Raw genomic sequence first — 18564 nt, 5'->3', positions numbered from 1 at the left:
GTGATTCACGCCACGACCGACGCGCTGGCATGCTCTGTCCGGTCACTCACCCTCACCGACTGTCACGGAACGGGATCCATGCCTGCGGAAGTCAGTAGCGCGAGCCCCGCCTCACCGCCCCTCACCGAGCGGCAGGAGGCCCGCCGTCGGCGCATCCTGCACGCCAGCGCGCAGCTCGCCAGCCGGGGCGGTTTCGACGCGGTGCAGATGCGCGAGGTCGCGGAGTCCTCGCAGGTGGCGCTCGGCACGCTGTACCGCTACTTCCCGTCCAAGGTGCATCTGCTGGTCGCCACGATGCAGGACCAGTTGGAGCACATGCACGGCACGCTGCGCAAGAAGCCGCCGCAGGGGGAGACGGCGGCGGAGCGGGTGGCGGAGACCCTGATGCGGGCGTTCCGCGCCCTGCAGCGCGAGCCGCATCTGGCCGACGCGATGGTCCGCGCCCTGACCTTCGCCGACCGCAGCGTCTCCCCCGAGGTCGATCAGGTCTCCCGGCAGACCACGGTGATCATCCTGGACGCGATGGGCCTGGAGAACCCGACGCCGGAGCAGCTCTCCGCGGTCCGCGTCATCGAGCACACCTGGCACTCGGCACTGATCACCTGGCTGTCGGGCCGTGCCTCGATCGCCCAGGTGAAGATCGACATCGAGACGGTGTGCCGGCTGATCGACCTGACGGCACCCACCGACGCGTGACATTCGCCGGCATGGTCCGGACCGGGTTCCGCAGGCCGCCGCCTACTCCTCCGGCGGAAACACCGGCTCCCCGCTCCCCAGCAGCGTGATCACGATCGCTTCCACCGGGCAGCTCTCCGCCGCCGCCAGGATCGTCTCGTTCGCGTCGGTCTCCGGGTCGGCCGGATGGGACTGGCGGGCGGTGTCGAGGTGGAAGCCGGCGGGGGCGTGGTGGACGCACTGGGCCGAGCCGATGCACACCGACCGGTCGACCTCGACGTGCCAGCGGTCGCCCATCCCTACGCCTCCCAGCCGGCCGGCAGGTGGATCATCTTGTGCTCAAGGAACTCCCCGTACCCCTCGGGGCCGAACTCCCGCCCCAGGCCTGAGTTCTTGTAGCCGCCGAACGGGCCCAGCATGTCCAGGCTGAAGGTGTTCACCGAGTAGGTGCCGGTACGGACCTGGCGGGCGATGTCGATGCCGTGCGCGGTGTCGGCGGTCCAGACGCTGCCGCTCAGGCCGTAGTCGGAGTCGTTCGCGATCTTCACGGCCTCGGACTCGTCGCCGTAGGGCAGGAGGCAGATCACCGGGCCGAAGATCTCCTCGCGGGCGATGCGCATCGAGTTGTCGACGTCCCCGAAGAGCGTCGGCTCGACGTACCAGCCCTTCTCCAGCCCGGCCGGACGCCCGCCGCCGGTCAGGATCTTCGCGCCCTCTTCCTGGCCGATGCGGATGTAGTCGAGGTTCCTGCGCTGCTGGCGCTGCGCCACCAGCGGGCCCACCTGGGTCGCCGGGTCCAGCGGGTCGCCGACCACCAGCGCGCCGGCCGCCGCGGCGAAGGCCTCGGCGAACTCGTCGTAGCGGGAGCGCGGGAGCAGGATGCGGGTCTGGGCCACGCACGCCTGGCCGTTGTTCATCCAGGCCGCCGGGACCACACCGGCGACGGTCGCCTCGACGTCCGCGTCCGGGAGGACGACGGCCGCCGACTTGCCACCCAACTCCAGCGTCACACGGGTGAGGTTGCGGGCCGCGACCTCCATGACACGCTTGCCGGCCGCCACCGACCCGGTGAAGGAGACCTTGTCGATCCCCGGGTGTCCGACCAGGTACTCACTCACCTCGCGGTCCGCCGGGAGGATGGACAGCACGCCCTCCGGCAGCCCGGCGTCCTTCGCGATCTCGGCGAGGAGGTAGGCGTCGAGCGGCGATTCCGGGGACGGCTTGAGGATCACCGTGCACCCGGTCAGCAGCGCGGGCCCGAGCTTGGCGGCGGCGACGAACTGCGGGACGTTCCAGGGCACGACGGCGGCCACGACCCCGACCGGCTCACGCCGCACGAGGATCTTCCCCAGCACGCCGTCGCGTGCCTCCTCGTACGTGAAGTTCCGCGCGACCGTGATCGCCGAGTCCCACACCATCATCGCGCCGAGCGCCTGCGCGAGGACGCTCCAGGAGTACGGGGAGCCGTTCTCGGAGGAGATCACGCGGGCGATCTCCTCGTGCCGTACGGCGATTGCGTCCTTGATCCGCGTGACGACCTCGATCCGCTCGTCGAGGCTCATCCGCGGCCAGGGCCCCTCGTCGAACGCCTTGCGTGCCACCGCGACCGCCCGGTCGACGTCGGCCGGCGAGGCGTGCGGCACGCGGCCGATGACCTCTTCCGTGTGCGGCGAGATCACCTCGATGACGCCCTTGCCCAGGGGATCGGTCAACTCCCCGCCGATGAACAGCTGTCCGTGTTCCACGAGCTCGGTCATGGCGACTGCCTCCCCTGGAGCGAGACTCTGAACTCTGGCTCTGACTCTGTTCTCTATCCATGGCTCTGACGATCCATCAGATATCCCTGAACTGATACCAGTTCCACTCCGAGGAGTCCACGGGCGGCACATGGATGACTCGGGCTCCCATCGAAACGCGTTCTAGTTATAGTGGGCCGAGTCGGCCGGAAACGTGTCGCGGCGATTGGGGAGCCCATGGCGCAGGTGCATGACCACGGCGGCGGCGTCCGGTCCATCCAGGTCCCCATCCCCGACAACCCACTCGGCCACACCCTCGTCTACGTCGTCGACACCGACCGCGGCCCGGTGCTGATCGACACCGGCTGGGACGACCCGGCCTCCTGGGACACCCTCGCCGAGGGCCTGGCGGCCTGCGGCACCGCGCCCGCCGGCATCCACGGCGTGGTGATCACCCACCACCACCCCGACCACCACGGACTGTCCGGCAAGGTGCGCGAGGCCTCCGGTGCCTGGATCGCGATGCACGCGGCGGACGCGGCGATCGTGCGGCGCACCCGCACCACCCAACCCGAGCGCTGGTTCACCTACATGGCGGCCAAGCTCACGGCGGCCGGCGCCCCCGACGCGCACGTGGCCCCCCTGCGCACGGCCCGCCGCCCGAGCACGCTGCCCGGCTTCTCCCCCGCCGCCCCCGACCGCGAGATCGTCCCCGGCGACCTCCTGGACCTCCCCGGGCGCCGCCTGCGCGCGATCTGGACCCCGGGCCACACACCGGGCCACGTCTGCCTGCACCTGGAGGAGGACCACCCGGCCCGACTCCCCGGCCACGGCCGTTTGTTCTCCGGCGACCACCTGCTCCCCCGGATCACCCCGCACATCGGCCTGTACGAGGACCCCGACGACACGACCGTCACCGACCCCCTCGGCGACTACCTCGCCTCCCTCGAACGCGTCGGCCGTCTCACCCCCGCCGAGATCCTCCCGGCCCACCAGCACACGTTCACCGACGCCCCGGCCCGCGTGAGCGAGTTGCTGACCCACCACGAGACCCGCCTCACCGACCTCCTCACCCTGCTCGCCACTCCCCTCACCCCCTGGCAGCTCGCCGAACGCATGGAGTGGAACCGGCCGTGGGAGCAAATCCCGTACGGATCACGGAACATCGCGATCGCGGAGGCGGAGGCCCATGTGCGGCGACTGGTGAAGCTGGGGCGGGCGGAGGCGGTGGCGGGGAGTGAGCCGGTGACGTACGTGGCGGTGTGAAGCATCACCATGAACGCCATGAACGCCATGAACGCCATGAACTCGGTGGACCCCGTGGACCCCTTGAACCCCGTGGCCCCCTTGGATCTGCTGCTCGCCGAGCGAGCCTGCGAGCGCCTCGTCATCGACTTCGTCCACCGCCTCGACCTCGGCGAACCGGCCTCCGTCGCCGAGTTGTTCACCGAGGACGGCACATGGGAGTGGCCGGCAGGTGAGCGGCTCGTCGCGGGGCGGGACGCGCTGGCCGCGTACTTCGGCTCCCGTCCCGCCGACCGGCTCTCGCGTCGCCTGATGTCCAACGTCCTCGTGACGGTGACGTCCCCCGGCACCGCGACGGCGACCTCGTACTTCACGACGTACCGCGTCGACGGCCACGAGGGCGGCCTGCTCCCGCCGGGCCCTCCGGTTCAGGTGGGCCACTACGAGGACACGTTCCGCCGGTCCCCGGCCGGCACCTGGCTGCTGTCCGGCCGGATCCTCCACCTGGCCTTCGGCGGCCCGACCCCGCGACCGCCTAGGCCATGAACGACCGGACCAACTCCGCCTCCTCACCGAGCACTTCGACTTCCCGCACGGTCATCGCCGGGTTGGCGGCCCGTCGGCGCAGGGCCTCCGTCAGGCCGTCACCGGTCAGGTCGGAGGGGTCGGCGAGGAGGGCGGCGAGCGTTGCGCGGACGGGCTCTGCGAACTGCTCGTCCACCAAGGCCACCTGCGCGAGGATCACCGCGGACATGCCCCAGTCCAGGCCGGGGTCGCCCTCCTCGGCGTTGGCCCAGTCGATGACGTAGGGGCCGTCGGGTGTGAGCATCACGTTCTCCGGGTGGAGGTCCAGGTGGACCACTCGGCGGGGACGGCGTGCAGCTGCCGCAGGAGGCGGGCCAGCGGCGCCCCGGACTCGCGCGGGTCGATCCGTCCCGCGACGAAGGCCTCCAGCGTCGTCGGCCCGTACAGCCGCTGCATCACCAGCTCGGAGCGCGAGGAGTCGGCGAGCCGCACCCGGGGCACCGGGTAGCCGTGGGCGCGCAGCCGTTCCATCAGGGCGCCCTCGGCGAGGCCTTCGGCGCAGCCCTCCCGGTCGCGGCGCAGCACCCACGCCTCGTCGATCTCGTACACGTCGGACGCGCGCCCCGAACCGAGCAGCCGTCCCGTCCTCCCCATGATCCCCATGATCCCGAAGCCACCCCCGCTCACAGCCTCCCCTCAGCCACTTCCCTACGGGCCGGTAGAGTGGCCGCGTCGTCATCACACCCGTACGGGGGAAAGCCGGTGCAAATCCGGCGCTGACCCGCAACCGTGAACCGGTCGTCGAAGGCCGGTGAGCCGGATCGCCGCGTACGGGACAGTGACCGGCTCACGTGCACCGGCAGCCTGCCGGAGCGCGGCACCGTCGAGGTATACGGAGCCGAGCCGCCGGGGGTTTTCCCTGTGCTGCCCGGTTCCCCTTAGGGAAGGGCACCCGCCGATCATGTACGTCCGCCGCAGCGCAGCGGTCCTGGCCGCCACCGTCGTGATCGGCGCGGCCGCGCCCGCCGTAGCCGCCGACCCGACCCCCTCCACGTCGCCGTCGCAGGCGTTCCCCGCCGAGCTGTACGGCGACTCCGACCCCACGTACGACGGCGTCTGGCGCCAGTCCCTCGCGCTGCTCGCGCAGGACACGGTGGACGTGACGCCGGCGAAGGGTGCGGTGGACTGGCTGGTCGGGCAGCAGTGCGCGAACGGGGCCTTCGCGCCCTACCGCGCCGACACGGGCGCTGACTGCGGCGCCAAGACCATGATCGACACCAACAACACGGCCGCCGCCGTCCAGGCACTGACCGCGCTCGGCGGGCACGACGCCGTCGCCGACAAGGCGGTGTCCTGGCTGAAGTCGGTCCAGAACAAGGACGGCGGCTGGGGCTACACCCCGGGCGGGGCCACCGACGCGAACTCGACCTCGGTCGTGGTCGGCGCGCTGGCCGCAGCCGGCGAGAAGCCCGCGGAGGTCGTGAAGGGCGGCAAGTCCCCCTACGACGCCCTGCTCGAACTCGCCCTGCCCTGCGAGGGCGCCGACGCGGGTGCCTTCGCGTTCCAGCCGGACAAGAAGGGCGGCCTGGCCGCCAACGCGGACGCGACCGCGGCGGGCGTCGTCGGCGCGCTCGGCAAGGGCCTCGTGGTGAGCGCCGGCAAGCAGTCGGACCCGTCCTGCAGCGACGCCGGCTCAGCCACCCCCGAGCGGGCCGCGGCCAACGGCGCCGCGTACCTGACGAAGGCCCTCGCCAAGGACGGCCACCTGCAGTCCGCCCTCCCCGGCGCCGAGGACCAGCCCGACTACGGCAACACGGCCGACGCGGTCGTCGCCGTCGCCACGCAGAGCGGGGCGAGCGCCGCCCAAAAGCCGCTGGCCTGGCTGGAACAGAACTCCTCGAAGTGGGCCGTGCAGAGCGGCCCGGCCGCCTACGCCCAGCTGATCTTCGCCGCCCACGCGACCGGCGCCGACCCGCGCGACTTCGGCGGCACGGACCTGGTCAAGCAGCTCAACGCGACGGGCCCGGCACCGCAGTCGGCGCCGAACGGGTCGGTGACGACGTCGGCGAAGGCCTCGGACAAGCAGGAGGACGACGACAAGGGCTTCGGCGTGTGGTGGTTCGTCGGCGTCTGCCTGGTCGCAGGCATCGGCGTCGGCTTCCTGCTGAGCGGCCGCAACAAGGCCAAGCGATCGTGATCCGCCGCGCCCTCATCCTCCTCCTGGCCGCGCTGGTCCTCGTGACCGGCGCGGCCCAGGGCGCCCAGGCGACCGGCTACCGCTACTGGTCCTTCTGGGACCGCGACGGCGACAAGTGGACGTACGCCACCCAGGGCCCGTCCACCGCCCGCCCCTCCGACGGCGACGTCCAGGGCTTCCGCTTCGCGGTGAGCGAGGACTCGAAGGACGCCGCCCAGCCGAGGGGCGCGGCCGTGTTCGCGGTGATCTGCGCGCGGACGCCCGCACAGGACGGCAAGAAGCGGGTGGCTCTGGTCATCGACTTCGGTACGACGGCCGACGCCCCGTCGGGCGAGACGCCCCCGGCCCGCCGCACCGTGTGCGCCCGCGTCGCCCCGGACGCGACCACCGCAGAGGCCCTGGCCACGGTGGCCAAGCCCCTCCGATACGGCACGGACGCGCTGTTGTGCGCGATCGGCGGCTACCCGGAGCAGGGGTGCGGGGAGCAGGTGGCCGGCGGCGACACGTCGACGACGGCGTCCCCGAAGTCGCCTTCCGAGGAGTCCTCCTCCGCGCAGTCGTCCTCCGCCGAGTCGTCTTCCGCTGAGAAGAAGGACGCCTCGGACGACGGTCCGTCCCTGGGCCTGGTGGCGGGGATCGCCGTGGTGGCGGTGCTGGGCGCTGCAGCGGTCTGGCAGGCACGGCGGCGGCGAGGCTGATGGCAAGCCGCCCCAGCCGGCCCGCGGGCACTCGTGCCGCCGGGGCGGCGCCCGTCCCGAAGAGCGGCGGCACCGCACCGGCGCCGGCAGGCGGCCCCACCCCCCGGCCGCGTCCCCGCGCACAGCTCCACCCCGGCGCCTGGTGGCTCTGGGCCCTCTCCCTGGGCACCGCGGCCACCCGCACCACCAACCCCCTCCTCCTCACCCTCCTCATCGCCACGTCCGCCTACGTGGTGGCGACGTGCCGCCCGAACACCCCCTGGGCCCGCTCCTACTCCGCCTTCGTCAAGCTCGCCCTCGCCGTCCTCCTCATCCGCCTCTTCTTCGCCGTGGCCCTCGGCTCCCCCATCCCCGGCACGCACGTGGTCGTCACGCTTCCCGAAGTCCCCCTCCCCGACTGGGCCCAGGGCATCCGCCTGGGCGGCAGGGTCACCGCCGAGGCCCTCGTGTTCGCCCTGTACGACGGCCTGAAGCTCGCCACGCTGCTGATCTGCGTGGGCGCGGCGAACGCCCTCGCCAACCCCACCCGTCTGCTGAAGTCCCTCCCCGGCGCCCTGTACGAGATGGGCGTGGCGGTGGTCGTCGCCCTCACCTTCGCCCCCAACCTGATCGCCGACGTCCAGCGCCTGCGCGCGGCCCGGCGTCTGCGCGGCCGACCCGATCGCGGCATCCGCGGCCTCCTGCACGTCGGACTCCCGGTCCTGGAGGGCGCGTTGGAGCGTTCGGTGGCCCTCGCCGCCGCGATGGACGCCCGCGGATACGGCCGTACCGCTCAGGTCCCCGCGCCCGTCCGCCGCACCACCACCGCCCTCACCCTCGGCGGCCTGCTGGGCGTCTGCGCGGGAACGTACGGCCTGCTCACCGCCCAGTGCGCCACCTACGGCCTGCCCGTCCTCCTCGCCGGCCTGGCCGCCGCGCTGGCCGGCCTGTGGCTCGGGGGCCGCCGTACCCCTCGTACCCGCTACCGCCCCGACCGCTGGGACGTCCGCGCCTGGCTGGTCACCGGTTCCGGCGCCGCGGTGGCCGTACTGCTCACCCTCGCCGCATCCCGGGACCCCGAGGCGCTGCACCCCGGTGTGGTCCCCCTGGTCGCCCCGACCCTGCCCCTGTGGCCGGCGGCGGCCGTACTGCTGGGCCTGCTGCCCGCCTTCGTGATCCCCAAGGAGCCGTCGTGATCCGCTTCGAGGATGTATCGGTGACCTACGACGGTGCCCTCGAACCCTCCGTCCAGGGGGTCGACTTCGAGGTGCCGGAGGGCGAGCTCGTCCTCCTGGTCGGGCCGTCGGGCGTGGGCAAGTCCACCGTCCTCGGCGCCGTCAGCGGCCTGGTCCCGCACTTCACCGGCGGCACCCTGCGCGGCCGCGTCACGGTGGCCGGCCGCGACACCCGCACCCACAAGCCGCGCGAACTCGCCGACGTGGTGGGCACGGTGGGGCAGGACCCTCTCTCCCACTTCGTCACGGACACGGTCGAGGACGAACTCGCCTACGGCATGGAGTCGCTGGGCCTGGCCCCCGAAGTGATGCGCCGCCGCGTGGAGGAAACCCTGGACCTCCTCGGCCTCACCGACCTCCGGTCCCGCCCCATCGCCACCCTCTCCGGTGGCCAGCAGCAACGCGTCGCGATCGGCTCGGTCCTCACGCCGCACCCCAAGGTCCTCATCCTCGACGAGCCGACGTCGGCCCTCGACCCGGCCGCCGCGGAAGAGGTCCTCGCGGTCCTCCAACGCCTGGTCCACGACCTCGGCACCACGGTCCTGATGGCCGAACACCGCCTGGAACGGGTCATCCAGTACGCCGACCAGGTCGTCCTGCTCCCCTCGCCCGGTGCGCCCCCGATCCTGGGCACCCCGGCGGAGGTCATGGCCGTATCGCCGGTGTATCCCCCGGTGGTGGCCCTGGGCCGCCTGGCAGGCTGGTCCCCGCTGCCGCTGACGGTCCGAGACGCTCGAAGGCAGGCAGCGGACCTACGGCAACGGCTCGAGACACGGGACGACGTCGCCGCCCAGGGGCGCGGGGCTGTACTCGATTTGCGGCTACCGCCGCGTGGGCGCGACCAGCCACAACCGACCAGCACCCGCAACGAATCCGCACCCCCCACCCCCGTGGGCGCCCGCTGGTTCCGCCGCAAACGCACCGAACCCACCCAACTCTCCCCCCACCCGGCCGAAGTACAAGCCCTCGCCGTGACCCGCGACCGAATCCAAGCCCTACGCCACGTGGACCTCACCGTCACCCCCGGCGAAACCATCGCCCTCATGGGCCGCAACGGCGCCGGAAAGTCCACCCTGCTCAACACCCTGGTCGGCCTCGTGGAACCGTCCGCCGGCAAGGTGCACGTGGGCGGAGCCGTCCCGCACCGCACCCCGCCCCGCGACCTCGTACGCAAAGTGGGCCTCGTCCCCCAGGAACCCCGCGACCTGCTCTACGCCGACACGGTCGCAGCCGAGTGCACATCAGCCGACGCCGACGCCGGCGCAGCCCCCGGCACCTGCCGCACCCTCGTCTCCGAACTCCTCCCGGACATCCCGGACGACATCCACCCCCGCGACCTCTCCGAGGGCCAGCGCCTCACCCTCGCCCTGGCCGTCGTACTGACCGCCAAGCCGCCGCTTCTCCTGCTCGACGAACCGACCCGCGGTCTGGACTACGCGGCGAAGGCACGCCTGCTCGGCATTCTGCGCGGGCTCGCCGCCGAGGGGCACGCCATCGTCCTGGCCACGCACGACGTGGAGCTGGCCGCCGAACTGGCCCACCGGGTGATCCTGCTCGCCGACGGAGAGGTGATCGCGGACGGCCCGGCGGCGGACGTAGTGGTCGCCTCTCCGTCCTTCGCCCCGCAGGTGGCCAAGATCCTGGCCCCGCAGAAGTGGCTCACGGTCGCCGAGGTACGGGAGGCCCTGGCATGACGGGTCGCTCCGCTCACCCCACCCCTCAGGCCCGAGCCGTCCGCCTGGGCCCCCGCTCCATCGCCGCCCTGGCCCTGGTCAGCGCGGTCGGTATCGCGGCGTTCGGCTGGCCGTTCCTGACCCCGCCCACCTCTCAGCTCAGCGCGCACGCCCAGGACGCCCCCTGGCTCTTCTCGGCTCTCCTGGTCCTCCTCGTCGCGGTGGTCGCCGCCACGATCTCCGAGTCGGGGCTCGGCCCGAAGGCGGTCGCGATGCTCGGCGTACTGGCGGCGACGGGGGCGGCACTGCGGCCGATCGGGGCGGGTACCGCCGGTCTGGAGCCGATGTTCTTCCTGATGGTGCTCAGCGGGCGGGTCCTCGGCCCGGGCTTCGGGTTCGTGCTCGGCGGGGTGACGATGTTCGCGTCGGCGCTGCTGACGGGCGGGGTGGGCCCCTGGATGCCGTTCCAGATGCTGGCGATGGGCTGGTTCACGATGGGCGCGGGCCTGCTGCCGGGCCAGGACCGCCTGCGCGGGCGGGCGGAGCTGCTGATGCTGGGCGTCTACGGCTTCCTCGCGGCCTTCGTCTACGGCACGATCATGAACCTCGCCGGTTGGCCCTTCATGGGCGCGCTGGCCTCGAACGTGGCCTTCGACCCCGACGCGGCCGTCCCCGCGAACCTGGCGCGCTTCGTGGCGTACTGCCTGGCGACCTCCCTCGGCTGGGACCTCGGCCGGGCGCTCGTCACCGTGGTCCTCACCGTCACTCTCGGCCCGGTGATCCTGCGGGCGCTTCGCCGTGCCACGCGCCGGGCGGCTTTCGAGAGCCCGGTCACATTCGACGCACCCACAGGGTGAGGGGGCACGCGCGGTCTGTGATCCACACGGTGAACCACCCCACATGACTCACATCACCTACGATCCACCCTAGTCGGGCAAATCGGATGCCATGCGCATGGCGATACCGGCCCTGACCTGCACATTGAGAGCCGCGTCACACGGAGACCGCTCCCCCCGCATACGACCACAACTAGCAAAAGGGACCATTGCGGACACCCTTCCGGCCTGTTTCTCTGGACGACGTCGCACGGCGCCGACGTGCCCTCAGGGCCGCGGCGCCGACGTACGCCCCCGCCTCGCATCGCGTGGTTCCGGCTTGCCTGCGGCCCCTGTCCCCGAAGAAAGGCTCTCCGTGTCCGCGATCTCCACCTTCCGTCGCATCTCCGCCCCGAAGAAGGCTCTCGCCGGTGCCGCCCTGGCCGCCACCGCCGCCGGCACGATGTTCGCCGCCGCGCCCGCCCAGGCCGCGACGACCGAGGCCGGCTCGGCGCAGAAGGTCGCGAAGAAGATGATCTCGGACTCGGCCCAGTACCAGTGCTTCTCCAAGATCGTCGATCACGAGAGCGACTGGAACGTGAACGCCACCAACTCCTCCAGCGGCGCCTACGGCCTCGTCCAGGCCCTGCCGGGCAACAAGATGGCCTCGGCCGGCTCGGACTGGAAGACCAACGCGGCCACCCAGATCGAGTGGGGCCTGGACTACATGAAGGACCGCTACGGCAGCGCCTGTGGCGCCTGGGACTTCTGGCAGTCGAACGGCTGGTACTGAGCCGACCCCGCCAGACCCTGAACCGAAGGCGGCGGCCCCCGATCCCCGGGGCCGTCGCCTTCGCCATGTTTACGAGTCCCCCGCGCACGGACGGAGCCGTCTCGGGGGAGGCAGGAACGGGGCGTAGGGATAAGGGGTGCTCCTGCCTCCCTCGGGACGGGCCGACGGCGCCGGGAAGCCGTCGGCCCGAGCGTGGCGCCGTGCGTCTCGTCAGTCGGCGGTCACCTGGAGTTCCTTGACGCCGTTGATCCAGGCGGAACGCAGTCGGCGCGGGTCGCCGACCATCCGCAGGCCGGGCATGGCGTCGGCCACGGCGTTGAAGATGAGGTCGATCTCCAGGACCGCCAGGGACTTGCCGAGGCAGTAGTGGGGACCGCCCCCGCCGAAGCCCAGGTGAGGATTGGGGTCACGGGTGATGTCGAAGGTGTCCGGGTTCTCGAAGACCTCGGGATCGTGGTTCGCCGAGGCATAGAAGATTCCTACCCGGTCCCCCTTGTTTATGCGCTTTCCGCCCAACTCCGTGTCCTGAGTGGCGGTCCGCTGGAAGGAGACGACGGGCGTCGCCCAGCGGACGATCTCCTCGGCCGCCGTCGCCGGACGCTCCCTCTTGTACAGCTCCCACTGCTCGGGGTGGGTGAGGAAGGCGTGCATCCCGTGCGTGATGGCGTTGCGGGTGGTCTCGTTGCCGGCCACCGACAGCATCAGCACGAAGAACCCGAACTCGTCGGAGCGCAGGTTGCCCTCGTCCTCCGCCGCCACCAGCGTGGTGACGAGGTCCTTCGCCGGGCACTCCTTGCGGTCGGCGGCCATGTTCATCGCGTACGAGATGAGTTCGGTGGCCGACTCCTGCCCGACCTCCTCGGTGATGGCGTACTCGGGGTCGTCGTACGCGATCATCTTGTTGGACCAGTCGAAGATCTTGGCCCGGTCGTCCTGCGGGACGCCGATGAGCTCGGCGATGGCCTGCAGGGGCAGTTCGCAGGCGACCTCGGTGACGAAGTCGAAGGGGCCGGAGTGCTGCCGGGCGTTGGCGGCGATCGACAGCGCCCGCGCGCGCAGGCGCTCCTCCAGGGCCCGGATGGCTCGCGGGGTGAAGACGCGCTGGACGATCTGGCGGACCCGGGTGTGCTCGGGCGGGTCCATGTTCAGCAGGATCAGCCGCTGCGCGTCGATGGCGTCGCGCTCGATGTGCTCGTTGAAGCGGATGATCGCGGTGTTGAGGGAGGACGAGAACAACTCCGGATGCGTGGATACGTACTTGACGTCCGCGTGCCGGGTCACCGCCCAGTAGCCCTCGTCCTGGAACCCGGCTACGTTGCCCGACTGCGGGATCCAGCGGACCGGTTCAGCCTGGCGCAGCTCGGCGAACTCCGGGAGGGGTACGCGGTGTTGCAGCACATCGGGGTCGGTGAAGTCGAACCCGTCGGGAAGCGCTGGACAAGGCATCGGCAACTCCAGCCATCTAGCCATGTAGCCATCTGACGGACCATCAGAACAAAGGATTGCCGCGAAGGTAGTAACGGGTTCTACAAGTGGCAAGAGGCGCGGCACTCCGAATTGCGTGCGGGATTCGTGCAGATCTCCGCAGATCAACACTTCAGACGCTGCACGACTCTTGCGGCAGTCAACACGCTGTCAGCAGACTGCAAGGGGAACTAGTACGTGTTCTAGTTCCGCGTGGCGGGGCCGGCCGGGACGCCCCCGCGCCGCGCGGGTAACCGAGGAGAGGACACTCCCCATGGCCGCGGAACCCGTGATCGTCGAAGCAGTACGCACCCCCATCGGCAAGCGCGGCGGCGCGCTCGCCAACCTCCACCCCGCCTATCTCCTGGGCGAGACGTACCGCGAACTCCTGGGCCGCACCGGCATCCCCGCCGACGCGGTCGAGCAGATCGTCGGCGGCACGGTGACCCACGCCGGCGAACAGTCCATGAACCCCGCGCGCACGGCCTGGCTGACCATGGGCCTGCCGTACGAGACGGCCGCGACGACCGTCGACTGCCAGTGCGGGTCCTCGCAGCAGGCGTCGCACATGACGGCCAACATGATCGCGGCGGGCGTCATCGACGTCGGCATCAGCTGCGGCGTCGAGGCGATGTCGCGGGTGCCGCTGGGGTCGGGGTCGAAACACGGGCCGGGCAAGCCGTTCCCCGACGAGTGGAACGTGGACCTGCCCAACCAGTTCGAGGCGGCGGAGCGGATCGCCCGCCACCGGGGGCTGACACGCGAGAACGTCGACTCACTGGGGCTGGTCTCGCAGGAGCGGGCGGCTGCCGCCTGGGCGGAGGAACGCTTCAAGAGGGAGACGTTCGCCGTCCAGGTCCCGACGACCGAGGACGAGCAGCGCGCCGGGCAGGGCATGTGGCGGCTCGTCGACAAGGACGAGGGCCTGCGCGACACGTCCATGGAGGCCCTGGCGGGGCTCAAGCCCGTCATGCCGACGGCCGTGCACACGGCGGGCAACTCGTCCCAGATCAGCGACGGCGCGGCGGCGATCATGTGGGCGTCCAAGCGGATGGCGCGTGCGCTGAAGCTGCGGCCCCGGGCGCGGATCGTCGCGCAGGCGCTGGTGGGCGCCGACCCGCACTTCCACCTCGACGGCCCGATCGACGCGACGAATGCCGTGCTGGGCAAGGCCGGCATGTCCCTGAAGGACATCGACCTCGTCGAGATCAACGAGGCTTTCGCATCAGTGGTGTTGAGCTGGGCTCAGGTCTTCGAACAGGACCTGGAGAAGGTCAACGTGAACGGCGGCGCGATCGCCCTCGGGCACCCGGTGGGGGCCACCGGGGCCCGCCTCATCACGACCGCGCTTCATGAACTGGAGCGGTCGGACAAGGAGTTCGCGCTGGTGACGATGTGCGCGGGGGGTGGCTTGGCCACCGGGACGATCATTCAGCGGCTGTAGCGCAACCCAGGAACGTCGAGAATGCGGCGGGCTCGAACGTGAGTATCGGGCCCGCCGCGTTCTTGGAGGCGCGGACGGCGACGACGGCGTGCGTTTCACCGACCTCGGCGCAAGGTGTTGGGCCGAAGCGGAGGGAGGCTAGCCACTTCATCGGCCAGTGAACGTTCCCACGCGATTCCACGTCTTCGATCACGTGTCCCAAGCCGACCTCGCCAGCACCCGCACCCGCCCGAGCGCCCCGCAGCAGGCACCGCCTGCCCCGGAGCGGCTGCTGGACAGGGTCTGGAGCCGATACCGAATACCCCTCCTGGCTACCCTCCCCACGGTCCCCCTCTACGCGATCTGGGCCATGTTCCTCGCCACCGGCGGCGGTGACCTGGCCGCGCAGGACGCCTGGACCGGCTTCGCCACCCGGCACGGCGGTTCGGCCTACAACCTGTTCTGGTACGGGGGCACGCACACCGCCAACTACAGCCTGATCTCGCCGTACCTGATGGCCGCGCTCGGCGTCCGCACGGTGACCGTCGTCTCCGGGCTCGCCGCCACCTGGCTGGCGGCGGTCCTCATCACGCGCGCCAAGGGCATCCCGCGCCCTCTCGGCCCGGCCCTGCTCGCGGCCTTCGCCCTGTGGTGCAACGTGGCCTCCGGCCGCACCACCTTCGCGCTCGGTGTGGCCTTCGGACTGGCCGCCTGTCTGCTGCTGACCCGTGAGAAGCGGCTCGTGCTCGCCGCCGCGTACGCGGCCCTCGCGACGATGGCGAGCCCCGTGGCCGGGCTGTTCCTCGTCGTCGTGGGCGCCGCGTTCCTCCTCACCCGCGACTGGCCCCGCGCCCTCACTCTCCTCCTCCCGCCCGCCGTCACCGTCGGCGCGACGACCCTCCTCTTCCCCTTCAAGGGCGAGCAGTTGATGTTCGCCGACCGCATATGGCCGCCCTTCTTCCTGGGCCTCGCCGTCACGTTCCTCGCCCCGCGCTCCTGGCGTGTCGCCCGCTGGAGCGGCGCCGTCTACGCGGCCGGAGCGGTCCTGACGTATCTCATCCCTTCCCCCATCGGCACGAACGTGGAGCGCTTCGCCGAGCTGTTCGCGCCCGCGGCCCTCCTCGCCGTCCTGGTGGCCCAGCCCCGGCTCGCGAAGGTCCGCCGGAATCTGCTGATCGCCGCCCTCGTCTTCTCGGTCGGCTGGGTCACGAAGAAGACCGGCGACGACCTCTACGTCTCCACCACCGTGCCCGCCTGGGCCGTCGAGACCCAGGGAGTGGTCCGCGCCCTGGACCATCTCGGCGCCGACCGCACCCGCGTCGAGGTCGTCCCCGCCCGCAACCACCGCGAGGCCAGCGGGCTCGCCCCGCACGTGAACATGGCCCGCGGCTGGAACCGTCAGCTGGACATGGAACGGGCCAGGCTGTTCTACGACGGGTCGTTCTCCGCGGGGACCTACCGGAAGTGGCTGGACCGCTGGGCCGTCGGCTACGTCGTCCTCCCGCTGGGCAAGCCCGACGGGTACGCCAAGGTCGAGGCCCGGCTCATACGCGAGGACCGGCCCGAGTGGCTGGAGCCCGTGTGGCAGGACGAGCACTGGCGGATCTTCCGGGTGCGGGAGGCCGTACCCCTCGTCTCGGATCCCGCGAGCGTGGTGTCGACGTCCAGCGCCGACCTCGTCGTACGCATGTCCCGGGCCGGATCGGCGACCGTACGGGTCGCCCACTCCCCCTGGCTGCATGCCGACGGCGGCGGCTGCCTCACCCGGCAGGGCGAGTTCACCCGCCTGACCGTCACCGCCCCCGGCGAGTACCGGATCAGCTCGGAGTACGGGCCTTCGCCGGAGCCCGGGAGTCACTGCTGACCTTCTCGGCCTGTGCCGTGACCGTCCGCGCGCGTGGGCCCTGGAACAGGTACGTCATCCCGAAGCCCGCGCCCACGACGGCGGCGCCGCCGACCGCGTCCAGGACCCAGTGGTTGCCGGTGACGACGATCGCGGTGAGCGTGAACAGGGGGTGCAGGAGGCCCAGGGCCTTCATCCACCATCTGGGGGCGAGGATGAGGATCACCAGGCCGCACCACAGGGACCAGCCGAAGTGCAGGGACGGCATGGCCGCGTACTGGTTGGTGAGTTCGGTGAGGGTGCCGTAGGCGGGCCTGGAGAAGTCCTGTGTGCCGTGGACCGTGTCGATGAAGCCCAGGCCCGGCATCAGGCGCGGGGGCGCGAGCGGGTAGAGCCAGAAGCCGATCAGGGCGAAGACGGTGGCGAAGCCGATGGCCGTGCGGGCCCAGCGGTAGTCGACGGGGCGGCGCCAGTAGAGGACGGCGAGGATGGCGAGCGGGACGCCGAAGTGGAACGACTCGTAGTAGAAGTCGAAGAAGTTCCGGACCCAGTCGACCTGCACGACGGCATGGTTGGCCCAGCGCTCGATGTCGATGTGCAGGGCGCGTTCGATCGAGTAGATCTCCTCGCCGTGTTCCTCGGCGGTGACCCGGCCGGCCGAGTTGGAGCCGCCCGCGGCTGCCAGGCGGATCTGGGCGTAGGCGTAGTACGTGACCCGGATCAGGAGCAGCTCGAAGAGCAGGTTCGGGCGGGTGATCACGCGGCGCAGGAACCGCACCAGCGGGATGTGCCGGAAGCGGGACGGGACCGGTGTGGCGTACTCGGTGGGGATCGGTGTCTGCCAGTACTGCGACGTGCGGGACAGGAAGGGCACGACGGCGGCCGTGGCGAGGGCGGCCAGGAGGACGAGGTCGGCGCGCAGGGGGTGGAGGAACACCTTGTCCGGCACCATCATCCGGGCCGGCAGCGTCATGATCAGGATGACGGCGACCGGCCACACGTACCGGTCGGAGTCCCGTTTGCCGACCTGGCCGACGATCGCGAGCAGCACCCACAGCAGCTGGTGCTGCCAGGCGGTGGGGGACACGACGATCGCCGCGCATCCGGTGACGGCCACCGCCAGCAGGAGCTGCCCGTCGTGGGCGTAGCGGACGGCCCGGCGCATGGCGAGGACGGCGACGGCGGCCCCGAGGACAAGGAAGAGTGCGATCTCCAGCGGGCCGGTCAGCCCCAGCCGGAGCAGGGCGCCGTGCAGGGACTGGTTGCCGAGGTCGTCGGCCCGGCCGCCGAGCCCGACGCCGGCCATGTGGTGCACCCAGTAGGTGTACGAGTCCCGCGGCATCGCCGCCCACGCGAGGGCCGTGCACGCGGCGAACGTGGCCCCTGTGGAGAGCGCGGCCCGGCGCCGGCCGGTGAACCACAGCAGCGGGGTGAAGAGCAGCAGGGTCGGCTGCAGCGCGGCCGCGACGCCGATGAGCACGCCGCTGGTGCGCTCGCCGCGGACGGCGAAGCAGCCGAGCAGCACGAGCAGGACCGGCATGATGCTGGTCTGGCCGAGGTAGAGGGTGTTGCGCACCGGCAGCGACAGCATCAGCAGGCTGATCGCGACGGGCGCGGCGAGCAGCGAGGTCCGGCGGCTCACGGGCTGCGGCAGGGCACGGGCGGCGACCAGGCCGAGGGCGACGACGAGCAGGAGGGTGCCGAAGGTCCAGCCCCAGCCGAGGGCCTGTTCGGCGGCGCGGGTCAGCGGCTTGAGGACGAGCCCGCCGAACGGCGTACCGGTGAACTGCGTCGAGTCGTACAGCGAGCCCTTCACATGGAGGACGCCGTTCGGCCCGACCCAGGTCTCCAGATCCGTCAGCCGCTCCCCGCGCGGCGTACTGAGGACGACGGCCACCTGCCGCAGGGCGAGCACCGCGACGACCAGCCACAGACCGAGGCGCGCCACGCGCACGCGTGCCTGGACCGTGCCGACGGCCGTGGCTCCGAGTGCCTTCGCCGGTCGCCCACCGTGATCCGCATTCGCCACGCCTCGTCGGCCTCCCGCCCCGGTCGTCACACACGTCCCACGCGTCAGGAATCCTTACGAACCCTATGCGGCTCGCACCCCCGGAGGGAGAGACGCAGGCAACCCCGACTTCACCTGACGTCCGCTCTCCTTTTGTCCGGAGACGATAGTCGCGGGGCGGTTCGCCCGCCTCCGGTGGGTCGCCCCGGCGGGGCGGAATCGATCACATCGCCGGACCCCGGCCACGGAACCGCG

At 71.5% G+C, this 18564-nt stretch carries 16 protein-coding genes and 1 pseudogene; 11 read left to right on the top strand and 6 right to left on the bottom strand.

Translation table 11 applies throughout. The annotated features are described in order from the left end of the window. The first annotated feature begins 78 nt into the window (after positions 1-78). Entirely contained in the window at positions 79-696 is a 618-nt protein-coding gene (locus OHT51_RS29850) for a TetR family transcriptional regulator (protein ID WP_328882004.1), read from the top strand. Between the two features lie 42 nt (positions 697-738). On the opposite strand, the gene OHT51_RS29845 is transcribed toward OHT51_RS29850, so the two are convergent. Together OHT51_RS29845 and OHT51_RS29840 are read right to left on the bottom strand one after the other, a co-directional pair. After that, positions 739-972 (bottom strand): ferredoxin, encoded by a 234-nt coding sequence (locus tag OHT51_RS29845; protein ID WP_328882003.1) that lies wholly within the window; start codon positions 970-972, stop codon positions 739-741. 2 nt (positions 973-974) lie between these two features. Further along, positions 975-2432, bottom strand: a complete 1458-nt coding sequence (locus tag OHT51_RS29840) for an aldehyde dehydrogenase (protein ID WP_328882002.1) — start codon at positions 2430-2432, stop codon at positions 975-977. Between the two features lie 216 nt (positions 2433-2648). On the opposite strand from OHT51_RS29840, the gene OHT51_RS29835 reads away from it, so the two are divergent. Both OHT51_RS29835 and OHT51_RS29830 read left to right on the top strand, forming a co-directional pair. Continuing rightward, positions 2649-3677, top strand: coding sequence for an MBL fold metallo-hydrolase (locus tag OHT51_RS29835; RefSeq protein WP_328882001.1), 1029 nt, complete (start codon positions 2649-2651; stop codon positions 3675-3677). 27 nt (positions 3678-3704) lie between these two features. Then, positions 3705-4202 carry a nuclear transport factor 2 family protein gene (locus OHT51_RS29830; protein ID WP_328884484.1) on the top strand — a complete coding sequence of 166 codons (498 nt, stop codon included), beginning with the start codon at positions 3705-3707 and terminating at the stop codon, positions 4200-4202. Here the strand turns inward: OHT51_RS29830 and OHT51_RS29825 are convergent. Continuing rightward, a pseudogene (locus OHT51_RS29825) lies at positions 4192-4835 on the bottom strand (phosphotransferase). The gene OHT51_RS29830 and the pseudogene OHT51_RS29825 overlap by 11 nt on opposite strands. A gap of 307 nt (positions 4836-5142) precedes the next feature. On the opposite strand from OHT51_RS29825, the gene OHT51_RS29815 reads away from it, so the two are divergent. The 6 genes from OHT51_RS29815 (at position 5143) to OHT51_RS29790 (ending at position 11571) form a co-directional block, all read left to right on the top strand. Next, positions 5143-6378, top strand: a complete 1236-nt coding sequence (locus OHT51_RS29815) for a prenyltransferase/squalene oxidase repeat-containing protein (protein WP_328882000.1) — start codon at positions 5143-5145, stop codon at positions 6376-6378. After that, positions 6375-7076 (top strand): SCO2322 family protein, encoded by a 702-nt coding sequence (locus OHT51_RS29810; protein ID WP_328881999.1) that lies wholly within the window; start codon positions 6375-6377, stop codon positions 7074-7076. Before OHT51_RS29815 ends, OHT51_RS29810 begins: the two co-directional genes overlap by 4 nt. Further along, complete coding sequence (locus OHT51_RS29805) at positions 7076-8251, top strand: energy-coupling factor transporter transmembrane component T (RefSeq protein ID WP_328881998.1); 1176 nt, start codon at positions 7076-7078, stop codon at positions 8249-8251. The genes OHT51_RS29810 and OHT51_RS29805 overlap by 1 nt, the downstream gene beginning before the upstream one ends. Beyond that, positions 8248-9984, top strand: coding sequence for an ABC transporter ATP-binding protein (locus OHT51_RS29800; RefSeq protein ID WP_328881997.1), 1737 nt, complete (start codon positions 8248-8250; stop codon positions 9982-9984). Before OHT51_RS29805 ends, OHT51_RS29800 begins: the two co-directional genes overlap by 4 nt. Beyond that, positions 9981-10820: an ECF transporter S component gene (locus OHT51_RS29795; protein WP_328881996.1), complete on the top strand. Its 840-nt coding sequence runs from the start codon at positions 9981-9983 to the stop codon at positions 10818-10820. The genes OHT51_RS29800 and OHT51_RS29795 overlap by 4 nt, the downstream gene beginning before the upstream one ends. A gap of 334 nt (positions 10821-11154) precedes the next feature. Then, the gene (locus OHT51_RS29790) at positions 11155-11571 is read left to right on the top strand and encodes a transglycosylase SLT domain-containing protein (protein WP_328881995.1); all 417 of its coding nucleotides are present in this window, start codon (positions 11155-11157) and stop codon (positions 11569-11571) included. Between the two features lie 210 nt (positions 11572-11781). Here OHT51_RS29790 and OHT51_RS29785 read toward each other — a convergent pair whose 3' ends face one another. Further along, positions 11782-13017 (bottom strand): cytochrome P450, encoded by a 1236-nt coding sequence (locus OHT51_RS29785; RefSeq protein ID WP_328881994.1) that lies wholly within the window; start codon positions 13015-13017, stop codon positions 11782-11784. Between the two features lie 292 nt (positions 13018-13309). On the opposite strand from OHT51_RS29785, the gene OHT51_RS29780 reads away from it, so the two are divergent. Next, positions 13310-14479 (top strand): steroid 3-ketoacyl-CoA thiolase, encoded by a 1170-nt coding sequence (locus OHT51_RS29780; protein ID WP_328881993.1) that lies wholly within the window; start codon positions 13310-13312, stop codon positions 14477-14479. On the opposite strand, the gene OHT51_RS29775 is transcribed toward OHT51_RS29780, so the two are convergent. Beyond that, a complete protein-coding gene (locus OHT51_RS29775) occupies positions 14463-14630 on the bottom strand; it encodes a DUF397 domain-containing protein (protein WP_328884482.1) in 168 nt (55 codons plus the stop codon). The two genes, OHT51_RS29780 and OHT51_RS29775, sit on opposite strands and share 17 nt — an antisense overlap. Before the next feature lie 42 nt (positions 14631-14672). Here OHT51_RS29775 and OHT51_RS29770 point away from each other — a divergent pair, with 42 nt between their 5' ends. Then, a complete protein-coding gene (locus OHT51_RS29770; RefSeq protein WP_443052598.1) occupies positions 14673-16322 on the top strand; it encodes a hypothetical protein in 1650 nt (549 codons plus the stop codon). Here the strand turns inward: OHT51_RS29770 and OHT51_RS29765 are convergent. Next, positions 16276-18330 (bottom strand): bifunctional glycosyltransferase 87/phosphatase PAP2 family protein, encoded by a 2055-nt coding sequence (locus OHT51_RS29765; protein WP_328881992.1) that lies wholly within the window; start codon positions 18328-18330, stop codon positions 16276-16278. The genes OHT51_RS29770 and OHT51_RS29765 overlap by 47 nt on opposite strands. Positions 18331-18564: the final 234 nt, after the last annotated feature.

Origin of the sequence: Streptomyces sp. NBC_00299 (assembly GCF_036173045.1) — a bacterium.
GTDB lineage: Bacteria > Actinomycetota > Actinomycetes > Streptomycetales > Streptomycetaceae > Streptomyces > Streptomyces machairae.
The sequence above is the reverse complement of the archived record's forward strand: the minus strand, read 5'-3'. Positions and strand labels throughout refer to the sequence as shown.

Coding starts and splice junctions, on each gene's coding strand:
- OHT51_RS29795 (WP_328881996.1), top strand. CDS start 9,981: ATGACGGGTCGCTCCGCTCACCCCACCCCTCAGGCCCGAGCCGTCCGC.
- OHT51_RS29840 (WP_328882002.1), bottom strand. CDS start 2,432: ATGACCGAGCTCGTGGAACACGGACAGCTGTTCATCGGCGGGGAGTTG.
- OHT51_RS29850 (WP_328882004.1), top strand. CDS start 79: ATGCCTGCGGAAGTCAGTAGCGCGAGCCCCGCCTCACCGCCCCTCACC.
- OHT51_RS29785 (WP_328881994.1), bottom strand. CDS start 13,017: ATGCCTTGTCCAGCGCTTCCCGACGGGTTCGACTTCACCGACCCCGAT.
- OHT51_RS29775 (WP_328884482.1), bottom strand. CDS start 14,630: ATGAAGTGGCTAGCCTCCCTCCGCTTCGGCCCAACACCTTGCGCCGAG.
- OHT51_RS29805 (WP_328881998.1), top strand. CDS start 7,076: ATGGCAAGCCGCCCCAGCCGGCCCGCGGGCACTCGTGCCGCCGGGGCG.
- OHT51_RS29835 (WP_328882001.1), top strand. CDS start 2,649: ATGGCGCAGGTGCATGACCACGGCGGCGGCGTCCGGTCCATCCAGGTC.
- OHT51_RS29830 (WP_328884484.1), top strand. CDS start 3,705: ATGAACGCCATGAACTCGGTGGACCCCGTGGACCCCTTGAACCCCGTG.
- OHT51_RS29815 (WP_328882000.1), top strand. CDS start 5,143: ATGTACGTCCGCCGCAGCGCAGCGGTCCTGGCCGCCACCGTCGTGATC.
- OHT51_RS29780 (WP_328881993.1), top strand. CDS start 13,310: ATGGCCGCGGAACCCGTGATCGTCGAAGCAGTACGCACCCCCATCGGC.
- OHT51_RS29845 (WP_328882003.1), bottom strand. CDS start 972: ATGGGCGACCGCTGGCACGTCGAGGTCGACCGGTCGGTGTGCATCGGC.